Here is a 23,914-nt window from a genome sequence, read left to right on the forward strand (position 1 = left end):
TCTTTTTCCTCCAATTATTGTTCTTTCTCTATTGTTAAATAATTTACTAAATCATAGAATGGTACCATTTCTTGATGTCCTGAAGACATATTTTTTACAGTTGCTTGTTGTTCAGCCAACTCTGTTTCACCAAGCACAATTACCCATTTTGCATTTTGACGGTCAGCAGATTTCATTTGCGCTTTCATTTTGCGGTTTGAATAATCAAGTTCAGTTGAAATTCCTTTTGCACGGAAAGAACTTGCTAATTCAACTGCTTTTAGTTTTGCTTCTTCGTCCATAGCAACAATGTACATATCTAGTTGATTTTTTGTATCTAGTTCTTTTCCTTCTGCTTCTAAAGCTAGAAGTAATCGTTCGATACTCATCGCAAATCCAATACCAGGTGATTCAGGACCACCGATTTCTTCTACTAAGCCGTTATAACGTCCACCACCACATAAAGTTGTGATGGCCCCTAGACCTTCAGCAGTACTCATGATTTCAAATGTTGTATGATTATAATAATCTAATCCACGTACAAGATTTGGATCTACTACGTAACTAATACCTAGTACGTCTAAATAATTTTTTACTTGTTCAAAATAACTTGCAGATTCTTCGTTTAAATAATCTGTTAAAGCAGGAGCTGTTGCCATTAATGGATGGTCATGATCCACTTTACAATCTAAAATACGAAGTGGATTTTTTTCTAATCGAGATTGGCAGTCTGAGCAAAATTCATGAATATGCGGTTCAAAGTGTTTCACTAATGCTTTGCGATGATTTGCTCGAACCTCATGATCTCCAAGAGAGTTGATGACCAATTTCAAATCTTTTAAACCACATGATTCATAAACATTCATAGCAAGTGCAATTACTTCTGCATCAATTGCAGGATCTTTACTACCGATTGCTTCGACTCCAAATTGAACAAATTGGCGATATCTACCTGCTTGTTGACGTTCATAACGGAACATCGGTCCAATATAAGACAACTTTACGGGTTGATCTGGTTGACCAAACATTTTATGTTCTACATATGAACGTACAACAGCTGCTGTACCTTCTGGGCGAAGAGTAAGTGAACGGTCTCCTCTATCTTTAAAAGTGTACATTTCCTTTTGTACGATGTCAGTTGTATCACCTACGCCACGTTGAAATAACTCAGTGGATTCAAAAATAGGTGTGCGAATTTCTGGGTAACGGTAAACAGAGCATAGATGGCGGATGATTTCCTCAACTTTTTGCCATTTTTCTGTTTGACCTGGCAGAATATCCTGTGTGCCTCTAGGTACTTTAAAACTCATACACTGTTCTCCTTTCTTTCATTAACGGCATCTTCTATAGAATTTAAACCAACAAAAAAGCTCCCGTTCCTCGCAAAAATGCAAGGGACGAGAGCTATTAGCTTCCGCGGTTCCACCCTAATTGATTTAGCAAAATTTCACTAAATCCTCTTTAAAATCGGATAACGGCCGATTCCGTTTTCCCCTACTAGTTCGTTTTACTTTCGAAGAAAAACCTCTCAAGTGTTTTTCACTAATCGGTACTTTAGAAAAGCTTTCAGCCGCGTCTTTTCCTCTCTATAAAAGTACAACTTGATTGTTACTTTCTTGGTCATAGGCATTTTTTTATCATACAGATTAATTTATATCATATCATTTCCGAGAAATATGTCAACTATTAAAAAAACTTGTAGTTTTTTATCTTCTTACAATTTACAATGGAAGAAAGGAGGGAAAACATGAGTACTAAAAAACTAAATACAGCGACTATTGTCTCACTCTGTCTCGCTTTAGTATTCTCACTATTCGCGGTAATACCGCAAGCGAATGCTGCGTCTTCAAATTTGAAGGTAACTGCAACTGCACTGAATATTAGAACTGCACCAAACACTAGTTCAAAAGTCCTTTTATCAGTAAAAAAGAACACAATTTTAACTAAGGTCGGTAAAAGTGGTAGCTGGTATCAAGTGAAGTATAAAAGCACAAAAGGTTGGGCTTCTGCCAAATATTTAAAAACAGTCACTACTACTGTTTCAACTGCTTCTATTTCTTCTAAAATTGTCACTTCTAAGACAAATAGCTTGAATATCCGTCAATCATACTCCACTTCTTCTAAAGTTCTGGGCAAAATGAACAAAGGGAATACAGCTACATACATCCAACAAAAAAGTGGATGGGTTCAGATTAAAACTGCAAAAGTGACAGGTTGGGTAAGTTCTAAATATGTAACAATTACTGATAAAAAAGTGTCTGTTGCATCAAGTCCTAAAATCACAAATGCTAAGAAGAATCTATACTTTGTCGTCACAGCAAATTCACTAACTGTAAGATCGCAGCCAACTGCTGATTCAACAATGTTAGCATATGTAAAGAAAAACGAATCACTTCTCATCTCTAGAATAGCAAATAATGGTTTTGTTGAAATTACATATAAAACAGGTAAAAAAGGTTGGGTCTCTGCAAAATATGGTACACAAAAAGTAAAAGAACCGACAACTAGCACAATTACAATAGTTGTACCAGAAAAAACTACTTACTATTATGTGACAGAACCAACTGGTCTAACTATGCGTGCAAGTTATAGTACGAGCGCTAAAACAATCGGACAAGTTGTGCCTTTTGAATCGAAAGTTCAAATTTTAAAACAAGCAAGTAATGGTTGGATTTATGTAAGTTATGGTGATGTAGAAGGTTGGATAAATGGGAGTACATATTACGGTTTCGCTTCACCAACTAATATCTCATTTACTACAAGTAAACCTTCAGGTACTCAATATTTTGTAATGACAGCTAGCACTCTAAATGTGCGATCATTACCTACGACCGCTGCCCCATCTTTAGGGTTAGCATCGAAAGGAAACTATTTTAAAGTATTGCGAGTTTCAAATAATAATTGGGTAGAAGTACAATATACATCCACTCAAAAGGGTTGGGTTTCTGCTAATACTTCTAGCAGTAAAATTACTACTAAAAAGCCAACAACTACAGTATCAAATAGTGTAAAAGGTTCTTTAGCTGGTCTTAAAATTGTACTTGATGCTGGTCATGGTAAACAAGACAATGGCGCATCAGGCAATAATGTAGTAGAAAAAACCTTGAATTTGAAAGCTGCACAAGCCATTCAAGACGCGATTGAAAATGTAGGCGGTACTGTTTATATGACGCGTACGAATGATAATCAGTTCTTAAAACTAGATCAACGTGCTGCTTATGCAAAGCAAAAAGGGGCAAATGCCTTTATTAGTGTGCATCATAATTCAGGACCATCTGCCGCTTCAGGTTATGAAACATACTATTCAACTTCTAACAAAGTAAGTAGCAAAAATTTCGCTGAAGCCATTCATGAGGGTGTTAAAGAAGCGGTTGAAGAAGAGTACCCAAGTTTTAATGACCGAAAACTAAAAGCAATGGATTTCTATGTTGTACGATATAATTCAGTAGTTTCTGTGTTATTAGAATTAGGTTTTGTATCCAATGCTTCTGATGCAAAATTAGTAAATACAAATCATTATCGTGAAACAGTTGCTGAGGGCGTTGTAAACGGACTATTAGAATACTATGGTCGTGATTAATTAAATTATAAAAAGGACAACCGTATCAAAAATGATACAGTTGTCCTTTTTGTTTTTAGCTAAATTGAACAGACTTACAATTAGATTATTTTGATTCAATCAGTATTGTAACTGGGCCGTCATTGATTAATTTTACATCCATCATAGCACCGAATACACCTGTTTCAACATGCAATCCAAGGGCACATAAAGTGCTATTGAAGTATTCCCATAAACCAAATGCTTCTTCGGGTCTTGCGGCATCAGTAAAACTTGGTCTATTTCCCTTTTTGGTATCTGCATACAAAGTAAATTGAGATACGGATAGAATGTCCCCACCATGTTCTTTAATCGAATGGTTCATCTTGCCCTGTTCGTCTTCCCAAATTCGCATTTTCGCTATTTTCTTTGCGATATAATCTGCGTCATCTTTTGTATCGCCATGTGTTATTCCTACCAATAACACATAGCCCTCATCAATCTTGCCTGTTACCTTTCCATCGACGGTAACGGAAGCTTCCTTACTCCTTTGTAAGACTACTCTCATAACTATATCTCCTATCTTAGTGCGTTACACGTTGTACTGAATAAATATCTTGTACCTGTTTAATACGATCTACAATTTTATATAACGATTGAATATTACGTATCTTCAATGTCAAATTGATGGTAGCAATTTTATCTCTATCAGTTCGAGCACTAATCGCACTAATGGAAGTTTTGGTTTCTGTAACTACTTGGATAACTGAGTTCAACAAGCCAGAACGATCAAATCCTGCTACCTCGATATCAACATCAAATAGTTTTTGTTCATGTTCCAAATTATGTCCCCATTCCACCTCGATTAATCGTTCTTGCTCTTCTGAAACTTGGACATTTGGACAGTCTGCACGATGGACAGAGACACCTCTACCTTTTGTGATAAATCCAACTATTTCATCTCCAGGTACAGGATTACAGCACCGAGATAAACGAATAAGTAAGTTATCTAAACCTTTTACAACAACACCTGTTTCTGTCACTTTTTCTTTTGGAGGTGTTTTCATCTCTTTTGTAATTTTCTCTATTGCTTCTTCTTGGGAACGTTGCTTTCTTACCTTTTCAGCTAATCGATTGACCACTTGTAAAGCAGTCATTCCATTAAAACCAACTGCTGCTACTAAATCATCTTCATTTGCATAGTTTAATTTTTCACAGACTCGTTTAAAGTTTTCCTGTGTTAATATTTCCTTTGGATCGTATCCTTGCTCGTCGATTTCTTTTTCAATCATATCACGACCCTTAGTTACATTATCTTCACGTAATTGCTTTTTAAAGAATTGCTTAATTTTGTGTTTTGCTTGTGAAGATTGTGCAATATTCAACCAATCTCGGCTCGGACCGAATGATTGTTTAGATGTCATAATTTCAATAATGTCGCCTGTTTTTAACGGTGTATCCAGTGGCACCATTTTACCATTTACTTTTGCCCCTATGGTTTTGTTTCCGATTTCTGAGTGAACCCGATATGCAAAGTCGATTGGAACTGAACCAGCTGGCAACTCAATTACATCGCCCTTAGGAGAAAATACATAAACCATGTCTGAGAATAGATCAAATTTCAATGATTCCATGAATTCTTCCGCATTCGATGATTCATTTTGAAATTCTAAAATTTCTCGGAACCAAGTCAATTTATTGTCAATATTTGATTTATTTTTATCGACATTCTTGCCTTCTTTATATGCCCAGTGTGCTGCAACCCCATACTCAGCAATCTTATGCATTTCCTTTGTCCGGATTTGTACTTCTAAAGGATCTCCGTATGGACCAATTACTGTGGTATGAAGTGACTGATAGAGATTTTGTTTCGGCATCGCTATATAGTCTTTAAATCTCCCCGGCATTGGTTTCCAAAGTGTGTGAATAATACCTAATACAGCGTAACAATCTTTGATACTATCTACAATGACTCGAACTGCTAATAAGTCATAGATTTCATTAAACTGCTTATTTTGCATCGCCATTTTACGATAAATACTATAAATATGCTTTGGTCTACCAGATAAGTCTGCATTGATTTTGATTTCATCAAGTTGTACTTTAACTTCGTCGATTACTGATTTTAAATAATCTTCACGTTCCACACGTTTTCGTTTCATTAAATTTACGATGCGGTAATACTGCTGAGGGTTTAAATAACGTAGCGCCGTATCTTCTAACTCCCATTTGATTGTAGACATTCCAAGACGGTGTGCCAATGGAGCGAAGATTTCAAGTGTTTCTTTTGAAATACGACGTTGTTTTTCGACAGGTAAATGTTTAAGCGTTCTCATATTATGTAATCTATCTGCTAATTTTATGAGAATGACACGAATATCTTGTGCCATTGCAACGAACATTTTGCGATGATTTTCAGCTTGCTGCTCTGCTTTAGATTTATATTTAATCTTTCCTAGTTTGGTAACCCCATCTACAAGCATAGCAACTTCTTCGCTAAATTGTTCCACAAGGTCTTCTCGTGTGACAGGTGTGTCTTCAACTACATCATGCAAAAAGCCAGCAGCAACTGTTTCTGGGTCCATTTCTAAGTTAGCTAAAATACCAGCGACTTGAACCGGATGCAGGATATATGGCTCACCTGAACTTCTGAACTGCTCTTTATGTGCTTCTTTTGCTACTTCATATGCTTTTTTAACAAATGCAACGTGTTCGTCATTCATATATGATGTAAGAATTGCGAAAACTTCTTCTACTGTCATCACTTGATCTTTCGCCATGTTAGCTCACCCTATTCCATAAATTTTCCGATTAGGTATAATTTTAATTGTATAAAAAAAACAGCCCATTTGTAAAGGCTATTCCAACAATAAATTCGACAATTCGACAAATTACGCAAGCCCTCAGAGCAGATTCCCAAGGGCTTCCATCATTTGTCCAATCCTAATATCTAGTATTTCATTAAAGTAAACACGTCGTAATCTTTAATTTTATCACGACCATGCAATTCTTCTAATTCAATTAAGAATGCACAACCTACCACTTCTCCACCTAGTTGTTCTACTAAACGGATGGCAGCATCGACAGTACCACCAGTAGCTAATAAATCATCTACGATTAATACTTTTTGACCTTTCTTAACGGCATCTTTATGCATAGTTAATGTATCTTTACCATATTCAAGTCCATAATCAGCAGTGATTACTTCTCGTGGTAATTTACCTGGTTTACGAACTGGCGCAAATCCAATTTCAAGAGCATATGCTACTGGACATCCAGTGATAAAGCCACGAGCTTCAGGTCCTACAATTAGTTCGGCTCCAACTTTTTTTGCATATTCAACGATTTGGTCAGTAGCATATTTATATGCTTTCCCATTATCCATAATAGTTGTGATATCTTTGAAGGAAATGCCTTCTTTAGGCCAGTCTTCTACGATTGTCACATATTGTTTTAAATCCATTAGTATTGTTCCTCCTCAGAAACTGATTGACCATTTAAACGTAGGTCAAACCACTCTCTTAAATCCTTATATGGTGCATACAAAAGAGTTCTTTCTAACTCCATTTGTTGCTTGCGTTCTTGATAGATGTTCGCACTTGTTAAATCTTTTTTTGGCGGATGTTCTACAATCTTCGCGAGTCCATTCTCTATTGTAACAAATCCAAGTTCAAAAAACACCTGTGTCATGAAAATAAGCATATTACGGCTCCAGCCTTTATGCTTTGCTAATTCTGTTAGATTCTTACGCAAATCGAAAACTTGTCTTTTTCGCAAAAAAGTATAATACCATACAAATTGCTCACGAGTTGGCATTCCATCGAAAAAGTGAGAATCAGGAATATAAAAATGTGCGTAGATTCGAATAGGTTTGATTACTTCCAGTAGCGATTCTAATAATTGAATATTTTGCGGCAAATCTAATAGTACAATATATGAAGAGCAATTTGCATTGGAAATTTCTTCATCATATAAATAAATTTCTTTTGAAATGAGGGAATCAAAATATTGAATGGTTTCTTCTCTAAATGCTATAAAGGTTACTTCTTCTAAAGGTATTGTTTGTAACCAACGTGCCACTTGACGTATTCCTCTCAAATCGAATAATTGCCATTCATCTGTTTTTACATCCTGTAGCATTAGTTGTGGTTTTTTTCGTCCATTCCATTCATTAATTTGAAGATCCCCAGCAAAGGAAATTTTGATTCCATGCGTTAATTCATCGGCTAAGTAACCTTTATGGAAACCAACTGCATCAATTTCCTGATTATTAAATCCGATTTGTAGCTTAATATGGTCTTCGTTCGCACCAATTTTACGCATTGATTGAATCGTAGCATCTTCTATTACATACATCGGCTTTGCAAAGCTTGTACCAAATGGTGCCAATGAACGGACATCTTCGATTGCATGGATATCAATTTCTTCTAGTTTGAGAGGGATATCTATATCCAATACAGGGATTAACTCTTCTTCAGATAAACATTCTCTTGCTTGCATATCTAAACGATTGCGCAATTCATCTACATCTTCCATTGCAAGAGTCATCCCCGCAGCCATAGGATGTCCTCCAAATGCAGGTAAAATATCTCTGTTTTTTGCTAATTCCTTATACATATGGAAGCCTTCAATACTTCTTGCAGAGCCTTTTGCTGTTCCCTTTTCTACATCTATTGATAGTATAATGGTTGGTCGGTAATATTTTTCTACTAATCTAGATGCTACAATACCGACTACTCCTGGGTTCCAACCTTCTTCAGCAATAACGAGGACTTGTGAATTACCAATTTCCTCATCATTTTCTACCATAGCAATTGCATGTTCAGTAATTTCGCTTACGATTGCTTGACGTTCCTTATTTTGTTCATTTAAATAGTTTGCCATGGAAAGTGCTTCTTGCTGTTCCGTTGCCATTAAGAAATCTACCCCTGGTGCTGCATCACCTAGTCTGCCTAAAGCATTTAATCTAGGTCCTATACTAAATCCAATGGTTTCTTCATTTATTTCTTGTTGTTTTATACCAGATACTTTGCACAATGCTTTAATAGCAGGTCTTGCGGTATGTTGAAGAGCTTCAATTCCTGCTTTTACAAGGTACCGGTTTTCATCTAATAGTGGAACTAAGTCTGCTATTGTTCCTATTGCAACAATTTCTAAAAGATGCTTAGGAAATTTACCATATAGTGCATGCGCTACTTTAAAAGCTACACCAACGCCAGCTAATTCTCCAAAAGGATAATGTCCATCTGGATGTCTTGGATGAATAATGACATCTGCAGGAGGTAATACTTCCCCGGGTTCATGATGGTCGGTTATGATAACATCTAATCCTAACTCTTTGGCAACTTGTACTTCGTAGTTCCCTGCAATACCATTATCAACCGTAATAATAAGTTGATAACCTTCTTCATATGCTTGTCTAAATAATCGTTCGCTTGGACCATAGCCATCTATGAAGCGATTTGGAATCATGTGAGATACATTTGCACCGAGATCTTGAAGTGCGGTTTTCATTACCGTGGTACTTGTAATCCCATCAGCGTCGTAATCTCCATAGACTAAAATCTTTTCCTTATTTTCGATTGCTTTATTTATTCGTTCAACGGCTTCTTTCATACCGTGCATTTCAAAAGGATCGTGGATAGCTTGTTCATCAATCATTAAAAAAGCACGGGCTGCTTCAACTGTAGTGAAACCACGTGCTACTAATATTTTCGCAGAGATAGATGAAATTTTGAGTTCACCTTGTAATTCTTTTACAAGCTGTTCATCTAGGCGATTAATATGCCATCTTTTTCTAGTTGCTGTCATTATTTCACTTCCTAACGGATATAATTATACAAAATATATGATTCTATTAATAGTCGAGCGATTTTAATAGACTTATTAAATAATTCTAAACAAAATGACCACATTGCCTTTATAAAGTATAATGTGGCCACTTATTCATTATTTTACTGTAAATTCGATAGCTATTGGTTTTGAAACTACCTTACCTTTAAACGTTTTTAAACCTTTATTGTCAATGAAAATTATATAATTTCCTTTAGTTAAATTACTTTTTGATGATAACTTAATCGTCTTTCCCTTTTGATCTTTCTTTATCGTAAAACCTGATATGTTTTTCCCTTCACTAATCACAAAGACGTTATGGGATGTGAGAGTAGAAGGTTTTATGGCTGTACTAAACGTGATGCTTGTTGTTTTTTTTGTCTTCATACTTTTTAAATTTGTTGCTTTTACTTCTTTCGATGATGAAGTGGCTGTAATTTTCAATAGTTTCATTTTTTCACTGTAATGTTTCACTTCATTTTGTTGTGTTTTTGTTAGCCCAGTAGTTATTGAGTATAAAGGTGCGAATTGTGATTTAAAATTTATGGCTTTTCCTTTATGTATTAGATTAATCCAACTTGTTATAGTACCAGCATTTTTTTCTATAAATTGTTCAGATGCTGATGGTTTTTCAGTAGTAAAGCTTATAAATCTCCCTAATGCAGAAATATTATTTGAATTTACAGCTTTTACCGAAACTTTATAGGTTGTTCCACTAGTTAGATTGTTTAGTTGATAATTTAGGTTTGATGTTGAGGCAACTAAATGATTGTTCGCAAAAATTTGATACTTCTTTGCAGGTACAATCGCATTTTTCTTTGGAATAAAGGAAATAGTTGCTGAAGTTTTTGTAATATGATCCACCTTCACTGATTGAACATCTTCTGGAACGGATTGATTATATCTTATTAAACCATATCCATAATAATCATCTTTTCCCCGCTCCCCCAAATCAAGCGTAAAATTTCTTAATACTTGTCGAAGTTGATCATTTGTATAGTCAGGGAATTGTTGCTTTAATAGCGCCAGAAATCCAGTAACATGTGGTGCAGAAAAAGAAGTTCCTGATTCTTGCATAATCTGATTACTAAGCCCCAATGAGTACACATTACTTCCAGGTGCCGTGAACTCAACTTTGGAACCGGTATTTGAAAAGTTTGATATGCGATCATTTTGGCTGATAGAAGATACAGCAATTACCTGATTGTATCTTGCTGGGAATTCTACATTTTTTCCTACTCCATCATTACCAACAGCAGCAACTAAAGTGATTCCTGCAGCATATGCTTTTTCAACCCCGTTTTTTAAAATAGGATCGTCAACTGAAGTCCCAAGTGACATATTGATAATATCAATATGATTTTCGATTGACCATTCCAGTGCCTTCATCAGCGACTCCATTGTTGCTTCATCTTGTTCAAATACCTTGAGACTATAAAGAGATACATCCGGTGCAACGCCAATCCTATTATTAAAATAGTTTGGCCCTATTCCAGCAGCAATAATCCCGGATACAAATGTTCCATGACCATCGAAATCATACGGGGAACTTTCATCGATTGTCTTGGTTTTAGGATCATCATCTACAAACGAATATCTTTTGACGTTTTGCAAGGAATTATTCACTGCTACTCCTGTATCAATCACCGCTATTTTCACATTTTTGCCTGTAATCCCTAACTTCCATGCGTTCTGTGCTTGCAATGTGTTGATATTCCAACTGGGTGTAATAGAGAGTAGGTTTGCACTAGATGTTTCATAGGATTCAACTTTTTCAGGATTTTTTTCGATTACTTTAATATCTGGTTGTTTTTTTAACTGATTTAATGATTCAGAAGTAAAAGTTCCCTCAATTGTTTTTAGGTTTTCATATGTATGTTCAATTGAAACAGCAAGATTTTTAATTTCATCTTTAACATCATTATTTTTATAAACGATCATGACATCATCTAACTGATTCGTATTGGCATGCGCAAAAAATGGAAGGGCTACTGATGCGATGCATGTTGTAACTGCTGTCGTCAACCACTTTTTATAGTTCATAATTCATTTCTCCATATAATAAAATTTAGTTTAAATTACTCTATTATTTTAACATGTATTTATGAGATTAGTTTGAATTATTTTAGAACTCATTGTACTCGTAATAAAAAGAACAAAAAAAGGACTGTCTAAGACAGTCCTTTTCATGTATTAAACTACAGGCTCGTCTGAACCCCATTGCTTTTTCTTTTTACTTACATCAACATGGCCTTTTTTCTTCATTTGACGTACTTTTAATACGTACCAGATTTGAGCTGCGATGTAAATTGATGAATACATACCAGTGATTAAACCGATTAACAATGCAATTGAGAAGGTTGAAATTGAACTTGCTCCGAAGATCAATAATGCAACAACTACAACAATTACTGTCATTACCGTATTAACAGAACGAGCTAAAGTTTGACGTAATGACTTATTCACAATATGTGCTAAATCGTCAGCATCATTAATTTTCTTCACTCTGTGTAAGTTTTCACGAATACGGTCAAATGTTACGATTGTATCATTGATGGAGTACCCGACAATTGTTAATACTGCTGCGATAAACGTAATATCTACTTCTATACGGAATAGACTGAAGATCGCCACCATGAAGAATACATCATGGAGAAGTGATACAATTGCACCTACACCCATGCGCCATTCAAATCGTAAGGCAACATAGATAATAATACCGATTGCTGCATATGCAAGAGCTTTGACGGCATTTTTTGCAAGTTCTTGACCAATTGTAGGAGACACTGTGCTGATCATTGGTTCATGACCAAATTCTTTATTGAAATCAGCTTTCATTGTCTTAACTTCTTCTTTAGTGAAGTCGTCTTTATATCGGATTACTGCGCGATCATTCTTACCAGAGATAACAATGTCATCTGAGCTGAAACCGATTTTATCAATATAAGTCTTAACATTTTCTTTCGTTAAAGCGTGTTCTGATTGAACTTCTACACGTGAACCACTAGAGAAGTCGATTCCTAGATTTAATTTGAAAATACCTAGTACAATCATCCCCGCAATAATTAATATTGCAGATAACGCAAAGAATTTGTTGCGAGTATGAACAAAGTCGAAACGATCGAAATGAGTTGATAAGTCAAGTGTATCAACACCTTCTTCGATTTTGTGTACACGCGATTTTTTGACTCCAAATAATCCGACTTTACCATCTAAATAGCCACTATTAATTAGTAAACCTAATAGTACACGAGTTCCCCATACAGCAGTTAAGAAGCTGACTAAGATGGAGATGATTAAGGTTGTTGCGAAACCTTTTACTGAACTTGTACCAAAGACGAATAATACGCCTGCTGCTAATAATGTAGTAATATTGGCATCGAAAATCGCAGTAAATGACGATTTAGATCCAGAATGGAATGCTGCTTTTACAGATTTACCTACTCGTAATTCTTCTTTAATACGTTCATACATAAGGATATTGGCATCAACAGCCATCCCTATCCCGAGTACTAATGCGGCAATCCCTGGCAGAGTTAATACTACATGAATCCAACTAAATAATACTAAAACAATAAATGTAAAGATTGTTAGAGTAATATCAGCCACTAAACCCGGTAAACGATAAACTAATATCATAAAGATGAATATTAACGCAACACCGATAATACTAGCGAATACTGTACTATTTAAAGCTGCATCACCGAATTGTGCTCCAACTGAAGTTGAGTACATTTCAGTTAATTTTGCAGGTAGTGCACCAGCATTTAAAATACCAGCTAAGTCTTTTGTTTCTTGAACCGTAAAGCTACCTGTGATTTGAACATCTTTTGAGTTAATCGTTTGAGTAACTTGTGGGTTTGAAACAAATTGTGGGTCTTTTTTAAGTACTTCAGTCTTATAACTATTCTTGCCTTCTACAAAGTCTAACCAAATAACTAATAGATTGTTTGGTGAACCCATTGCAGCAACTTTACTTGTCACTTGACCAAATTTGTTAGGGTCTTTTAGTTTTAAAGTAACCATTGGACGTCCTTGTTGGTCAAATGATGCTTTTGCTCCGCCTTGTTGTAAATCATTACCGTCTAATAACACTTTGTCATTGACATCACGGAAAGTAAGGTTTGCTTGATTTGATAGAACTTCACGTGCTGATTCTTGGTCTTTTACGCCAGCTAATTGAACACGAATACGGTGTCCGCTTTCAATTTGAATGCTAGGTTCGCTTACCCCCAGAACATTGACACGTTTACTGATTGCTTCTGCCGTAGCTTTGACATCAGATTCAGTAATTTGCTGTCCTTTTTTCAAAGGTTCTACTTGATAAAGAACTTCGAAGCCACCTTGTAGATCCAAGCCTAAGTTAATATTACTTAGTACGCCTTTTACGGTCGTTCCTATGAGTGCGCCAATTAGAACGACAATCACTAGAAACGCGACGATTCGGCTTTTAAATTTCATTAAAACTTCCTCCTCAAACAAATGCCGCGGTATTCCTAAATGACAGCTGACAATCTTAGGATGTTCGTTCCGTTAGCTAGTTGTCCTGTAACTATTTTGTTTTAGTGATGTCCTAGTCAGTTTAACTATCTTACATTCACGAGCACTGATTGCCCAAAGAAGCAGTAGAATTCTCGTATACTAATGATTCATATTCTATTGATTCAAACTTGTCACTATAAATGCATAACACGTTTATTATGAAACAGGTTTGTTTACCTGTCAAATCAATCCCATTTACTTAATTACAATTTATGAAGAGTTTTTTAAGTGTTTTTTAAGTTCCTATTAATAATTTCAATTCTTCCTCGTTTATAGGTGCAAACCAATTTGCACTTTTTAGTTCTTCTACTTGAGAGAAAGTCATATACTGAGCAGCAGTTAAAGAAAAAATATCGGAAATAACTTTATGCAATACTAAATCTGTCTCAGTTAACTTTTTCCATTTCTTTAATACTAAAAATCGCCATAAATCCTGTTCTGTTACGTTCTTTAAGCCTTCTATCTTGAAATCTGCTTTTTTAATATTTAGGACAGGTAAAACTTTTGTAAATATTTTCTCATATTGAACTACCATCATTTCACGTCCTTTATCAATTATTTTGAACGTACAAGATTTAATTTTTTTAATTGAAATTGTATATATAGAAAGAAGGGAACTTATGACTTCATTTTTCCATGGCACCTTTTTACTAATGGGAGCTGTACTACTCTCAAAATTATTAGGCTTCTTATACCGAATGCAATTTATGCGTGTTGCTGGAGAAGAAGCTGTAGGCGTTTATATGACAGCTTATCCTGCATTCATCTTCTTTTTATCACTCGTACAATTAGGTATCCCAATTGCGATAGCTAAAATAGTTGCTGAGTTAGAGGCAAAAGGTAAACGAGTAGAAATCAGTAAAGTCATGCGTACATCTAGACTATTAAGCTATATTTCGATTCTTATTTTCTTCCCAATCATATTATTATTTATACCCTATTTAGCAGAAAAACTTCTACACGATAATCATGTTCGAATGTTGTTATATGTTTCATTATTTACTGTTCCACTTTCTATGGCATCTGCATTATTGAAAGGATTATTCCAAGGACTTGCGAGAATCGAAGAAACAGCATGGTCACAAACAATCGAACAAGTTATTCGAATTGCCATGATTACTTGGCTCTTGCCTTATGGTGTTGTACAAGATTCTCCAGTTATGACAGCTACATATGCAATGGTGATCACTGGGCTTGCTGAAGCCTTTGCATTACTCTATTTATATTGGAAATACCTTTACGCAAAAAACAAAGGTCTTGTTTTATCATCAAAAGGCTATTCTTCTCCAAAACCAATATTAGATATTGCACTACCTTCAACTGGTAGCAGATTATTTGGATCTTTTACTTGGTTTTTAGAGCCAATTGTTTTTTTAAAAGCATTAACATTAGCTGGATTAACAGCAGCAGTAGCTACAAAGCAGTACGGGATTATCTCGGGCGTTCATATTCCATTATTACTTTTCCCTTCATTCATTCCGTATGCTTTAGCTGTAGTACTGATTCCTGCTGTAAGTGACGCCGTTGCAAGAGGAAAGCAATCCTTACTTAGAGAGCGTGTTCATATTGCACTCAGATTATCAACAATCGTTGGGTGTTTTAGTGCCGTATTCTTTTATTTGTATGGAGACGAGTTCGCCACTAAACTCTTTCACATCTCAGAAAATCGAGGGTATATGAAATTACTATCTCCCATCTTCTTCTTTTATTATATACAAAGTCCTTTGAACTCCATCCTGCAAGCCTTAGATGAAGCAAAGGCAGCTATGATGAATTCTGTTTATGGTGGAATTGGTAAGCTTTTAGTCATGCTTGCTCTAGCATCTCAACCGGGTATTGCAGAAACAGGTGCAGTCATCGCGATTGGATTTGGCGTTCTAATCACTTCTTTCTTGCATATTGCTACCATTCGTAAGAAAAAGTATGTTGATACTGGTTTTAAGTTATTTATTGTTCCTTATTGGGCTTGTATCCTAATTGTTATTTTCCGTGAATATATCCTTCCGACTACTCAATTTAACCTTTGGATTAATGGTTCCATTACTCTAGGTTTAGTTTTTGTCGTATTGATGATTGCGGATCAAATTCGACTTAGCGATTTCCGCTATCTAACAAAAACCGTAAGAAAAAGATTATGATTTTAGCTGTACATGAATTTGTCCATCTTCAAAGCAACAATAGAAAATTTGATCAATGTTCGTATAGCCAATTTTAGAAAGTTCTTCGTGTAACCATTTTTCATCTTTATTGGTTAATATAAGATGCTTTTTTTGAACCTCACCATCCACAATTAACGGTAATACCGGTGGCTCACTGTCTTTCATGAAGATAGAAAGATTGCCTGATGACTCTAAAAAAGCATATGCAACTTTTTGAATAGAACCAATCTGTTGTTCTCTTAGTTGTTGAAATAAATCGTCCAGATTATAACGTTGCTTTTTCATTGCAGCTTCCATAAGATGACCATCACGGATAATGATGATGGGATCTCCATCAATTTTATCACGAACCTTTTTACTTTTTAATGAAAGATAGGAAATGGTAATTTGTATAATCAATAGGATAATCATTGGTAAAATAGATTCAAATAGGTTTCTATCTGGACTGTCAACTGCAAACGATGCTACATCAGCAAGTAATATAAAAACGACTAAATCCATTACACTTAATTCGCCTACTTCACGCTTTCCCATAAGCTTAAAGATAATTAATATGACAAAGTATAGGAATACCATGCGAAATGCAATAACTAGTAAATCGTTCACATTTTGACTCCTTTTTCTCTTATACTTTGTCTTTCTTATCAATTTATACATTACAAGAAAATGGTAATTGCGGATACAACTAACCCAAATAATAAAAGGATAAATATAAACAGACCAAAAGAGCGAACCCATTTTGGCTTTGGATGCACTTTTAAGCGATTTCTTGTTCGGTTCTGCGCCATTTTTTGTCTAGCGGTTAAGCGAGAATGAATAGTATCATCATATCCTAGTTGCTCCAATTTCTTATTCCGTTTTTTTTTATTCATACAATCGCTTCCTTTTCAAACTGTTGAATAGTATATTACTTCTACATATATGCAAAAAAGCCTTTATTTCTAATTGAAATAAAGGCTTTTTACGTTTAAAGATAGTATTTTTCTAAATTCAGATTTCATTCTAAATATATTTATATTATTTAGTTTGAACTGCACCGTCTAATACTTTACCAATAGCTGCACGTTCAAAACGTAATTTTGAACCGTCTTCAACTTTAATAATTACTGATGCTTCATCAATCGCTTCGATTTGGCCATGTAAACCACCAATCGTCACAACCTTATTACCCTTTGCTAAATTACTTTGCATATTTTGAGTATTTTTACGATTTTTTTGTGCTGGACGAATTAACATAAAATACATCAATGCGAAAATAATAATCATTGGTAATAATCCTTGTAGACCTTGTAATGACATGAATTATATATCCCCCTTTCTCTCTCTAGCATTAATTATACAAGAATCAGAAATTTTTTGCATTTGGTTTATTAAATCCATATTGTTCAAAGAATTCTTCACGGAAATCACCTAGTCGGTCTTCGCGAATCGCTTGACGTACTTGACGCATTAAATCTTGTAAGAAATATAGATTATGATATGAAGTTAATCGTATACCAAATGTTTCATCAGCTTTAATTAAGTGACGGATATATGCGCGTGAATAGTTTTTGCAAGTATAGCAGTCACAATTTGGATCTAGTGGACCAAAATCACGAGCATACTTTGCATTTTTCACTACTAAACGTCCTTGACTTGTCATACATGTCCCATTACGAGCAATACGTGTAGGTAATACACAGTCAAACATATCAATTCCGCGAATAGAACCGTCAATAAGTGAGTCTGGTGAACCTACTCCCATTAAATAGCGTGGTTTGTCTGATGGCAGTAATGGTGTTGTATATTCTAGCATTCGATTCATAATATCTTTTGGTTCACCAACTGATAGACCACCAATAGCGTAACCTGGGAAATCAAGGGATACCAAATCTTTTGCAGATTGTTTACGAAGATCTTCAAATTCTCCACCTTGGACAATACCAAATAATCCCTGATCTTGTGGACGAGCATGTGCTTTTAAACAGCGTTCTGCCCATCTTGAAGTACGTTCAACAGAATTCTTCATATATTCGTACGTAGCTGGAAATGGAGGACATTCATCAAATGCCATCATAATATCTGAGCCAAGCGCATTTTGGATTTCTATTGACTTTTCAGGACTTAAAAACAGCTTGTCCCCATTTAAGTGATTACGGAAATGTACGCCCTCTTCTTCAATACGGCGAATATCACTTAAACTAAATACTTGGAAACCGCCAGAATCTGTTAGGATAGCACGATCCCAGTTCATAAATTTGTGCAAACCGCCTGCTTCACGAACAATTTCGTGACCTGGACGAAGCCACAGATGATACGTATTACTTAAAATAATGCCAGCACCCATTTCTTTTACTTCTTCTGGTGCCATTGTTTTAACAGTCGCTTGGGTACCAACTGGCATAAAAGCTGGTGTTTCGAAAGAGCCGTGCGGAGTATGCACGATTCCTAGTCTTGCGCCTGTTTGTTTATCTGTTTTGATTAGTTCGTATCGGATTGGTAGAGACATGTATTAATTTCCTTTCTTTGCTTTTGGTCGGATGAACATTGCATCGCCGAAACTGAAGAAACGGTATTTATTTTCTACAGCAATTTTATACGCATTTAATACGTTTTCACGGCCAGCTAATGCACTAATCATCATCACGAGAGTCGATTTTGGTAAATGGAAGTTTGTAATCATACCATCGATTGCTTGGTATTCAAATCCTGGGTAGATGAAGATTGTAGTCCAACCTGACTCTGCTACAATTTGTCCTGAATTTCGGTGTGCAATAGTTTCAAGTGTACGTGTTGAAGTAGTTCCAACTGCGATTACTCGTCCGCCATTTGCTTTTGTATCATTAATAATTTGTGCTGTTTCTTCAGACAAATTATAGAATTCAGCATGCATATCATGTTCTTCAATATTTTCAACATTAACAGGTCTAAATGTTCCAATCCCAACATGTAAAGTTAAGAATGCTACTTTTACACCTTTCGCACGAATTTGATCTAATAGCTCTTCTGTGAAGTGAAGGCCGGCTGTTGGAGCCGCTGCTGAACCAAGTTCTTTTGAATAAACTGTTTGGTAGCGTTCCTGATCATCTAGTTTTTCATGGATATAAGGTGGTAATGGCATTGTTCCTAGTTTTTCAAGTATTTCGATGAAAATACCTTCATATTCAAATTTGAACATACGACCACCATGTTCTAATTCACCAGTACATGTTGCTTTAAGTAATCCTTCACCAAAAGAAATTTCTGTGCCAACTTTCACACGTTTAGCAGGTTTTACTAGAGTTTCCCACTCATCATTACTAGTTTGTTTTAATAATAATACTTCGATATGGGCACCAGTTTCTTCTTTAACCCCAATTAAACGTGCAGGTAATACACGTGTGTTGTTTAGAATTAAGCAATCACCTTGGTGTAATTCATCTATAATGTCACGGAAATGATGATGTGATACATCTCCAGTTTCACGATCTAATACCATTAGACGGCTAGATGCACGGTCTTCAAGTGGTACTTGTGCGATTAATTCTTCTGGTAAATAGTAATCAAAGTCTTCTAATTTCATTGTAAACTTAACTTCCTTCTTGTTATTAGCATTGTTAAACAGATATGAAACTTAAATTTCTTACAAATTGGTCATTTAACAATGCTTATATTTTATGTTTCTGATGGATAAGCATAACCAAAATGCTCATAGGCAAGTGCTGTGACCATACGACCTCTAGGCGTTCTTTGGATAAAACCTATTTGCATTAAATATGGCTCATATACGTCCTCAATAGTCATAGATTCTTCACCAATGCTAGCTGCAATTGTATCAAGCCCAACAGGACCACCACGAAAGCGTTCGATCATATTTTCAATCAGTTTGTGATCGATATGATCTAATCCTAGCGGGTCGACTTGCAATAGTTCTAAGGCACCTTGGGCTAATTCCAACGTAATATCACCGTTTCCAATAACTTGTGCGTAATCTCGTACGCGTTTTAGCAGACGGTTTGCTATACGTGGTGTTCCACGAGAGCGTCTAGCAACTTCTCCTGCTGCTATTGTGTCTATCTTTACACCAAATAATTCAGCACTTCTACGAACAATTTCAGTCAATGAATATTCATCATAGTAGTCTAAACGTAATAATACACCAAAACGGTCTCTTAGTGGAGCAGATAGCGCTCCAGCTCTTGTTGTTGCACCAACTAATGTAAAAGGAGGTAAATCTAGTCTGACTGAACGAGCTTGAGGACCTTTTCCCACAACTATATCTAAACAAAAATCTTCCATGGCAGGATAAAGAACTTCTTCGATTGCTCGTGGTAAACGATGGATTTCATCGATAAATAGGACATCACCAGGTTCTAGTGAACTAACAATCGCTGCTAAATCTCCAGGACGCTCAATGGCAGGTCCGCTTGTCATACGAATATTGACACCCATTTCGTTCGCAATAACTGCTGCTAATGTTGTTTTTCCGAGACCAGGCGGACCATATAGTAAGACATGATCAAGACTTTCTTCGCGCATTTTAGCAGCACTTATGAAAATCTTCAAATTTTCTTTAACTTTTTGCTGTCCGATATATTGCACGAGCGTTTGCGGGCGCAATGATAATTCATACTGATCATCATCTCTTGAAGCTTCACCTGAAACGACACGGTCATCCATAAGACTCTCTCCTTTCTACTATTGTTGTTTTAATAATAACTTTAATGCTTGTTTCATATAATCTTCTGTCGTTGTTAAACGATCATCGTCATCTAGCGGATTTCGAATTTTCGCAAGTTCACGTTCAGAATAACCAAGAGCTGCTAATGCTAATAATGCCTCTTCTAGTTCATGCTTATTCGGATTAACTCCAAATAATGGCAATTCATCTTCCGCACTTGGTAATTCAATATCTGACATAAGACTATCCAATTTCCCTTTTAAATCTAAAATCATTTGGCGCGCTGTTTTTTTACCCACACCAGGGAATTTCACTAGGAACTTTTCATCTTCTTGCTCAATTGCAGAAATTACCTGAGTCGGATTACCACTTGCTAGAATAGCTAGAGCACCCTTAGGCCCAATACCAGAAACTTGTATTAGTTTTCGAAACAGTTCACGTTGGTCCAATGTTTTAAACGCAAATAATTGTTGTGCATCTTCTCGAACATGTAAATGCGTATACACTTTGACATTTTCATTTTTAACTTGGAACGCAAATGGATTTGGCGTGTACAATTGCCATCCAATTCCTTGTTGTTCTAGCACAATATATTCAGGCGTTACACGAGTAACAGTACCCATTATGTAGTCGTACATGGCCATTTCTCCTTTTATTAGAACGCTATCGATTATAGCATAATTTCATATAGGTGATGTTTCTAAGTATTATTCATGGGAAAAAAGATAGGCCATAGTTTTTGGCCTATCTTAATAGACAAACGTATATTCTGTTTTTACCCACCACAATCATACCATAATTTTGGCCAAGAAGAGAGTGCACTTTCTGTAAATTGTATTAATTCTTCCACAAACGTTTGTTGCTTCTCAGTCGTAACCGTTTTTACATACATCCATTCTCTTAGTAATTCATTTGGAAAACGCAATGTTTGTAGATAGCTCGCTGGGATTGTTTTAAGTAATGGCTGTTCATTTAGCAATGTACGTAGGTTGTAATTTACATGTGGTAAAACACGATGCATCCACATTATTAGCTCTTCCTCCGGGTGCCCATAAGAAGCTAAGTCAAAATCAATTAAATATTTTCTACCTTTAGAGTCTTTCAAGAAATTATGATGTACTACATCCCCGTGTAATAATGTCTTTCGACTCTGTAATGGTTCTATTTGCTTAAAACCTTGCAGTGCTTCTTGAGCATACAATATAAGCTGATTGCATTGATCCGTGCCTAAATAGACAGATACTTGTGTAAAATGCATGATGAACTTCTGCAATCTTTCTTTCCATTTCAGCTGCAAATCATACGATGGTAAAAGATATACATCTTTTGACCAGTCTACTTTTTCTCCGGTTTGATGTAGCTGATGTAAAATGGCTAGGGATTTTGTTCGATCATATTTTGAATGATAATTAAACGCCCTAGCATCTTTGATCCATGGTTGTATAAGTACGTTTTGATCTTCTAACTGAACTTTTGATAACGTATGTGGGAATTGCATGTCAGCCAATTTTTCATGGATAATTTTCACTTTACCCGCAACTAGTTCATTGTCATATTTTTTGACAACATATTCTTTTTTTCCTGACTGACAATGCCATACATTTGATTTAATCTTCTTATTTATTTCGAAGTTGTTCACCTATCAAGACTCATACCCCTCTTGTGGATAGCTTGGCATATTATATGGCTGAGGTTGTGGGTAATGCCCTGAGAATGGTGAACAACAGTTTCCAGGCCACATCATTTGTTGAGATGGCATTTGTTGAGACATCATTGGGTATTGCTGCATTGGGTATTGTTGCATTCCATAATTCGGCATTTGTTGACCATAATTCCATGGTTCTGCAAATTGCGGATTATACATTGCTGGCATGTGGTGCCATGGCTCTACATATTGCTCAGAATGCCCAGGGTATTGCGGCTGATTGAATGACGAAGATTCAATTTCTCTTGTTGATTCTGGCATTTGCCAATGTGGTGGTGCCATTTGAGTACCCATTGTTGTTTCTGGTCCTGACCATGGTGCTCCCATTGGCATTGGCATTTGACCCGGCATTGGCATTTGACCCGGCATTGGCATTTGACCCGACATCGGCATTTGACCCGACATCGGCATTTGACCCGACATCGGCATTTGACCCGACATCGGCATTTGACCCGACATCGGTTGCGCCCATTGTTGTGGAGCTGCCCATTGTGGTTCCATAAAGTGTCCTGTACCTCCACATCCACACCCTTGATGATGTTGTGGTGCTACCAGTTGTGGTGCTACCAGTTGTGGTGCCATCATATGATGGTGTCCCCCGCATCCACATCCATGATGATGTTGTGGTGCCATCATATGATGTTGCGGTGCCATCATATGATGATGGTGCCCTCCACACCCACAAGGTTTTGGTGCAACATATTGTGGACACGGAGCTGGCATTGGCATTGGCATCGGCATTGGTATTGGAACAGGTACCGGTGCAGGTGGTTTTTCAGCAATAGGTTTAACAGGAGCCTCTTGCTTTATTGGCTGAATTGTGAATTCCTCCTCATGTTGTTCGATCATCTCGACTCTAGCTCTGATAGGGCGGTATTCTACAAATGGATGTTCATGTGGGATTGGCTTTGGTTCTACAATTGGAATTGGAATTGGCTGCTCTTTAGGCATTTCTTTTACAGGTTTTACTGGAGGTCGCATAATTGGTTGTTCTTTTGGCACTACTTTTGGTTGCTCTTTTGGTCGTGCCACTGGATATTCTTTTGGCATCACTTTTGGTTGCTCTTTTGGTCGTGCCACTGGTTGTTCTTTTGGCATCACTTTTGGTTGCTCTTTTGGTCGTGCCACTGGTTGTTCTTTTGGCATCACTTTTGGTTGTTCTTTTGGTCGCGCAATTGGTTGTTCCTTTGGCATCACCTTTGGTTGCTCTTTTGGTCTTGCCACTGGTTGTTCTTTTGGCTGCGTTACAGCATGTTCTTTTTGCTCGTGCTTTTGATGTTCCTTTTTTGGTGCTTCAGGCAAAAATATTTCCATCCCTGGAACAATGTAATCAGGATTCGCTAAATGTGCATTTAATCTTTTTATATCCTCAAAAGAAATTCCATATTGTCTTGCAATTTTCCAGAGTGTTTCGCCCTTTTTGACAGTATGAACGCGCACGTATTTCCTCCTTCCGTCTCCTTACGATATGAAAAGCATCATTATTTGGACACTCGAATCTTATTTGTTTACGCCTTTCA

Annotated in this window: 19 protein-coding genes and 1 other annotated feature; of the genes, 2 read left to right on the forward strand and 17 right to left on the reverse strand. The window is 36.3% G+C overall.

The window, feature by feature from the left end; genetic code table 11:
* Positions 1-14 precede the first annotated feature (14 nt).
* Complete coding sequence (gene hisS / locus ACWV26_RS13550; protein ID WP_455895260.1) at positions 15-1,289, reverse strand: histidine--tRNA ligase; 1,275 nt, start codon at positions 1,287-1,289, stop codon at positions 15-17.
* A gap of 80 nt (positions 1,290-1,369) precedes the next feature.
* Positions 1,370-1,612: a binding site (T-box leader), on the reverse strand.
* 114 nt (positions 1,613-1,726) lie between these two features.
* Between hisS and ACWV26_RS13555 the strand changes: the two genes are divergently transcribed.
* Positions 1,727-3,559: an SH3 domain-containing protein gene (locus ACWV26_RS13555; protein ID WP_455895261.1), complete on the forward strand. Its 1,833-nt coding sequence runs from the start codon at positions 1,727-1,729 to the stop codon at positions 3,557-3,559.
* A gap of 85 nt (positions 3,560-3,644) precedes the next feature.
* On the opposite strand, the gene dtd is transcribed toward ACWV26_RS13555, so the two are convergent.
* The 7 genes from dtd to ACWV26_RS13590 form a co-directional block, all read right to left on the reverse strand.
* Complete coding sequence (dtd, locus tag ACWV26_RS13560; RefSeq protein WP_455895262.1) at positions 3,645-4,085, reverse strand: D-aminoacyl-tRNA deacylase; 441 nt, start codon at positions 4,083-4,085, stop codon at positions 3,645-3,647.
* A gap of 16 nt (positions 4,086-4,101) precedes the next feature.
* Positions 4,102-6,297, reverse strand: coding sequence for a RelA/SpoT family protein (locus ACWV26_RS13565; RefSeq protein ID WP_455895263.1), 2,196 nt, complete (start codon positions 6,295-6,297; stop codon positions 4,102-4,104).
* A gap of 170 nt (positions 6,298-6,467) precedes the next feature.
* Entirely contained in the window at positions 6,468-6,980 is a 513-nt protein-coding gene (locus tag ACWV26_RS13570) for an adenine phosphoribosyltransferase (protein WP_455895264.1), read from the reverse strand.
* Positions 6,980-9,328 carry a single-stranded-DNA-specific exonuclease RecJ gene (gene recJ / locus ACWV26_RS13575; protein ID WP_455895265.1) on the reverse strand — a complete coding sequence of 783 codons (2,349 nt, stop codon included), beginning with the start codon at positions 9,326-9,328 and terminating at the stop codon, positions 6,980-6,982. Before recJ ends, ACWV26_RS13570 begins: the two co-directional genes overlap by 1 nt.
* Positions 9,329-9,466: 138 nt before the next feature.
* Positions 9,467-11,392: a S8 family serine peptidase gene (locus ACWV26_RS13580; protein WP_455895266.1), complete on the reverse strand. Its 1,926-nt coding sequence runs from the start codon at positions 11,390-11,392 to the stop codon at positions 9,467-9,469.
* Positions 11,393-11,542: 150 nt separating this feature from the next.
* Positions 11,543-13,810: a protein translocase subunit SecDF gene (gene secDF, locus ACWV26_RS13585; protein WP_455895267.1), complete on the reverse strand. Its 2,268-nt coding sequence runs from the start codon at positions 13,808-13,810 to the stop codon at positions 11,543-11,545.
* A 316-nt stretch (positions 13,811-14,126) separates the two neighbouring features.
* Positions 14,127-14,429: a post-transcriptional regulator gene (locus ACWV26_RS13590; RefSeq protein ID WP_455895268.1), complete on the reverse strand. Its 303-nt coding sequence runs from the start codon at positions 14,427-14,429 to the stop codon at positions 14,127-14,129.
* Positions 14,430-14,511: 82 nt separating this feature from the next.
* Here ACWV26_RS13590 and ACWV26_RS13595 point away from each other — a divergent pair, with 82 nt between their 5' ends.
* Positions 14,512-16,029 (forward strand): putative polysaccharide biosynthesis protein, encoded by a 1,518-nt coding sequence (locus ACWV26_RS13595; protein ID WP_455895269.1) that lies wholly within the window; start codon positions 14,512-14,514, stop codon positions 16,027-16,029.
* Here the strand turns inward: ACWV26_RS13595 and ACWV26_RS13600 are convergent.
* From ACWV26_RS13600 to ACWV26_RS13640, 9 genes are all read right to left on the reverse strand, one after another.
* The gene (locus ACWV26_RS13600) at positions 16,024-16,656 is read right to left on the reverse strand and encodes a DUF421 domain-containing protein (RefSeq protein WP_455895270.1); all 633 of its coding nucleotides are present in this window, start codon (positions 16,654-16,656) and stop codon (positions 16,024-16,026) included. The two genes, ACWV26_RS13595 and ACWV26_RS13600, sit on opposite strands and share 6 nt — an antisense overlap.
* Before the next feature lie 50 nt (positions 16,657-16,706).
* A complete protein-coding gene (locus tag ACWV26_RS13605; RefSeq protein ID WP_455895271.1) occupies positions 16,707-16,922 on the reverse strand; it encodes a hypothetical protein in 216 nt (71 codons plus the stop codon).
* A gap of 145 nt (positions 16,923-17,067) precedes the next feature.
* Positions 17,068-17,349 carry a preprotein translocase subunit YajC gene (gene yajC, locus ACWV26_RS13610; RefSeq protein ID WP_455895272.1) on the reverse strand — a complete coding sequence of 94 codons (282 nt, stop codon included), beginning with the start codon at positions 17,347-17,349 and terminating at the stop codon, positions 17,068-17,070.
* Between the two features lie 46 nt (positions 17,350-17,395).
* Positions 17,396-18,538: a tRNA guanosine(34) transglycosylase Tgt gene (gene tgt, locus ACWV26_RS13615; RefSeq protein ID WP_455895273.1), complete on the reverse strand. Its 1,143-nt coding sequence runs from the start codon at positions 18,536-18,538 to the stop codon at positions 17,396-17,398.
* Positions 18,539-18,541: 3 nt separating this feature from the next.
* Complete coding sequence (queA, locus tag ACWV26_RS13620) at positions 18,542-19,591, reverse strand: tRNA preQ1(34) S-adenosylmethionine ribosyltransferase-isomerase QueA (protein WP_455895274.1); 1,050 nt, start codon at positions 19,589-19,591, stop codon at positions 18,542-18,544.
* A 92-nt stretch (positions 19,592-19,683) separates the two neighbouring features.
* A complete protein-coding gene (gene ruvB, locus ACWV26_RS13625; RefSeq protein ID WP_455895275.1) occupies positions 19,684-20,688 on the reverse strand; it encodes a Holliday junction branch migration DNA helicase RuvB in 1,005 nt (334 codons plus the stop codon).
* A gap of 18 nt (positions 20,689-20,706) precedes the next feature.
* The gene (gene ruvA / locus ACWV26_RS13630; protein ID WP_455895276.1) at positions 20,707-21,327 is read right to left on the reverse strand and encodes a Holliday junction branch migration protein RuvA; all 621 of its coding nucleotides are present in this window, start codon (positions 21,325-21,327) and stop codon (positions 20,707-20,709) included.
* A 137-nt stretch (positions 21,328-21,464) separates the two neighbouring features.
* Positions 21,465-22,328: a phosphotransferase gene (locus ACWV26_RS13635; RefSeq protein ID WP_455895277.1), complete on the reverse strand. Its 864-nt coding sequence runs from the start codon at positions 22,326-22,328 to the stop codon at positions 21,465-21,467.
* Positions 22,329-22,331: 3 nt separating this feature from the next.
* A complete protein-coding gene (locus ACWV26_RS13640; RefSeq protein WP_455895278.1) occupies positions 22,332-23,834 on the reverse strand; it encodes a LysM peptidoglycan-binding domain-containing protein in 1,503 nt (500 codons plus the stop codon).
* Positions 23,835-23,914 lie beyond the last annotated feature (80 nt).

The organism is Rummeliibacillus sp. JY-2-4R, assembly GCF_053847205.1.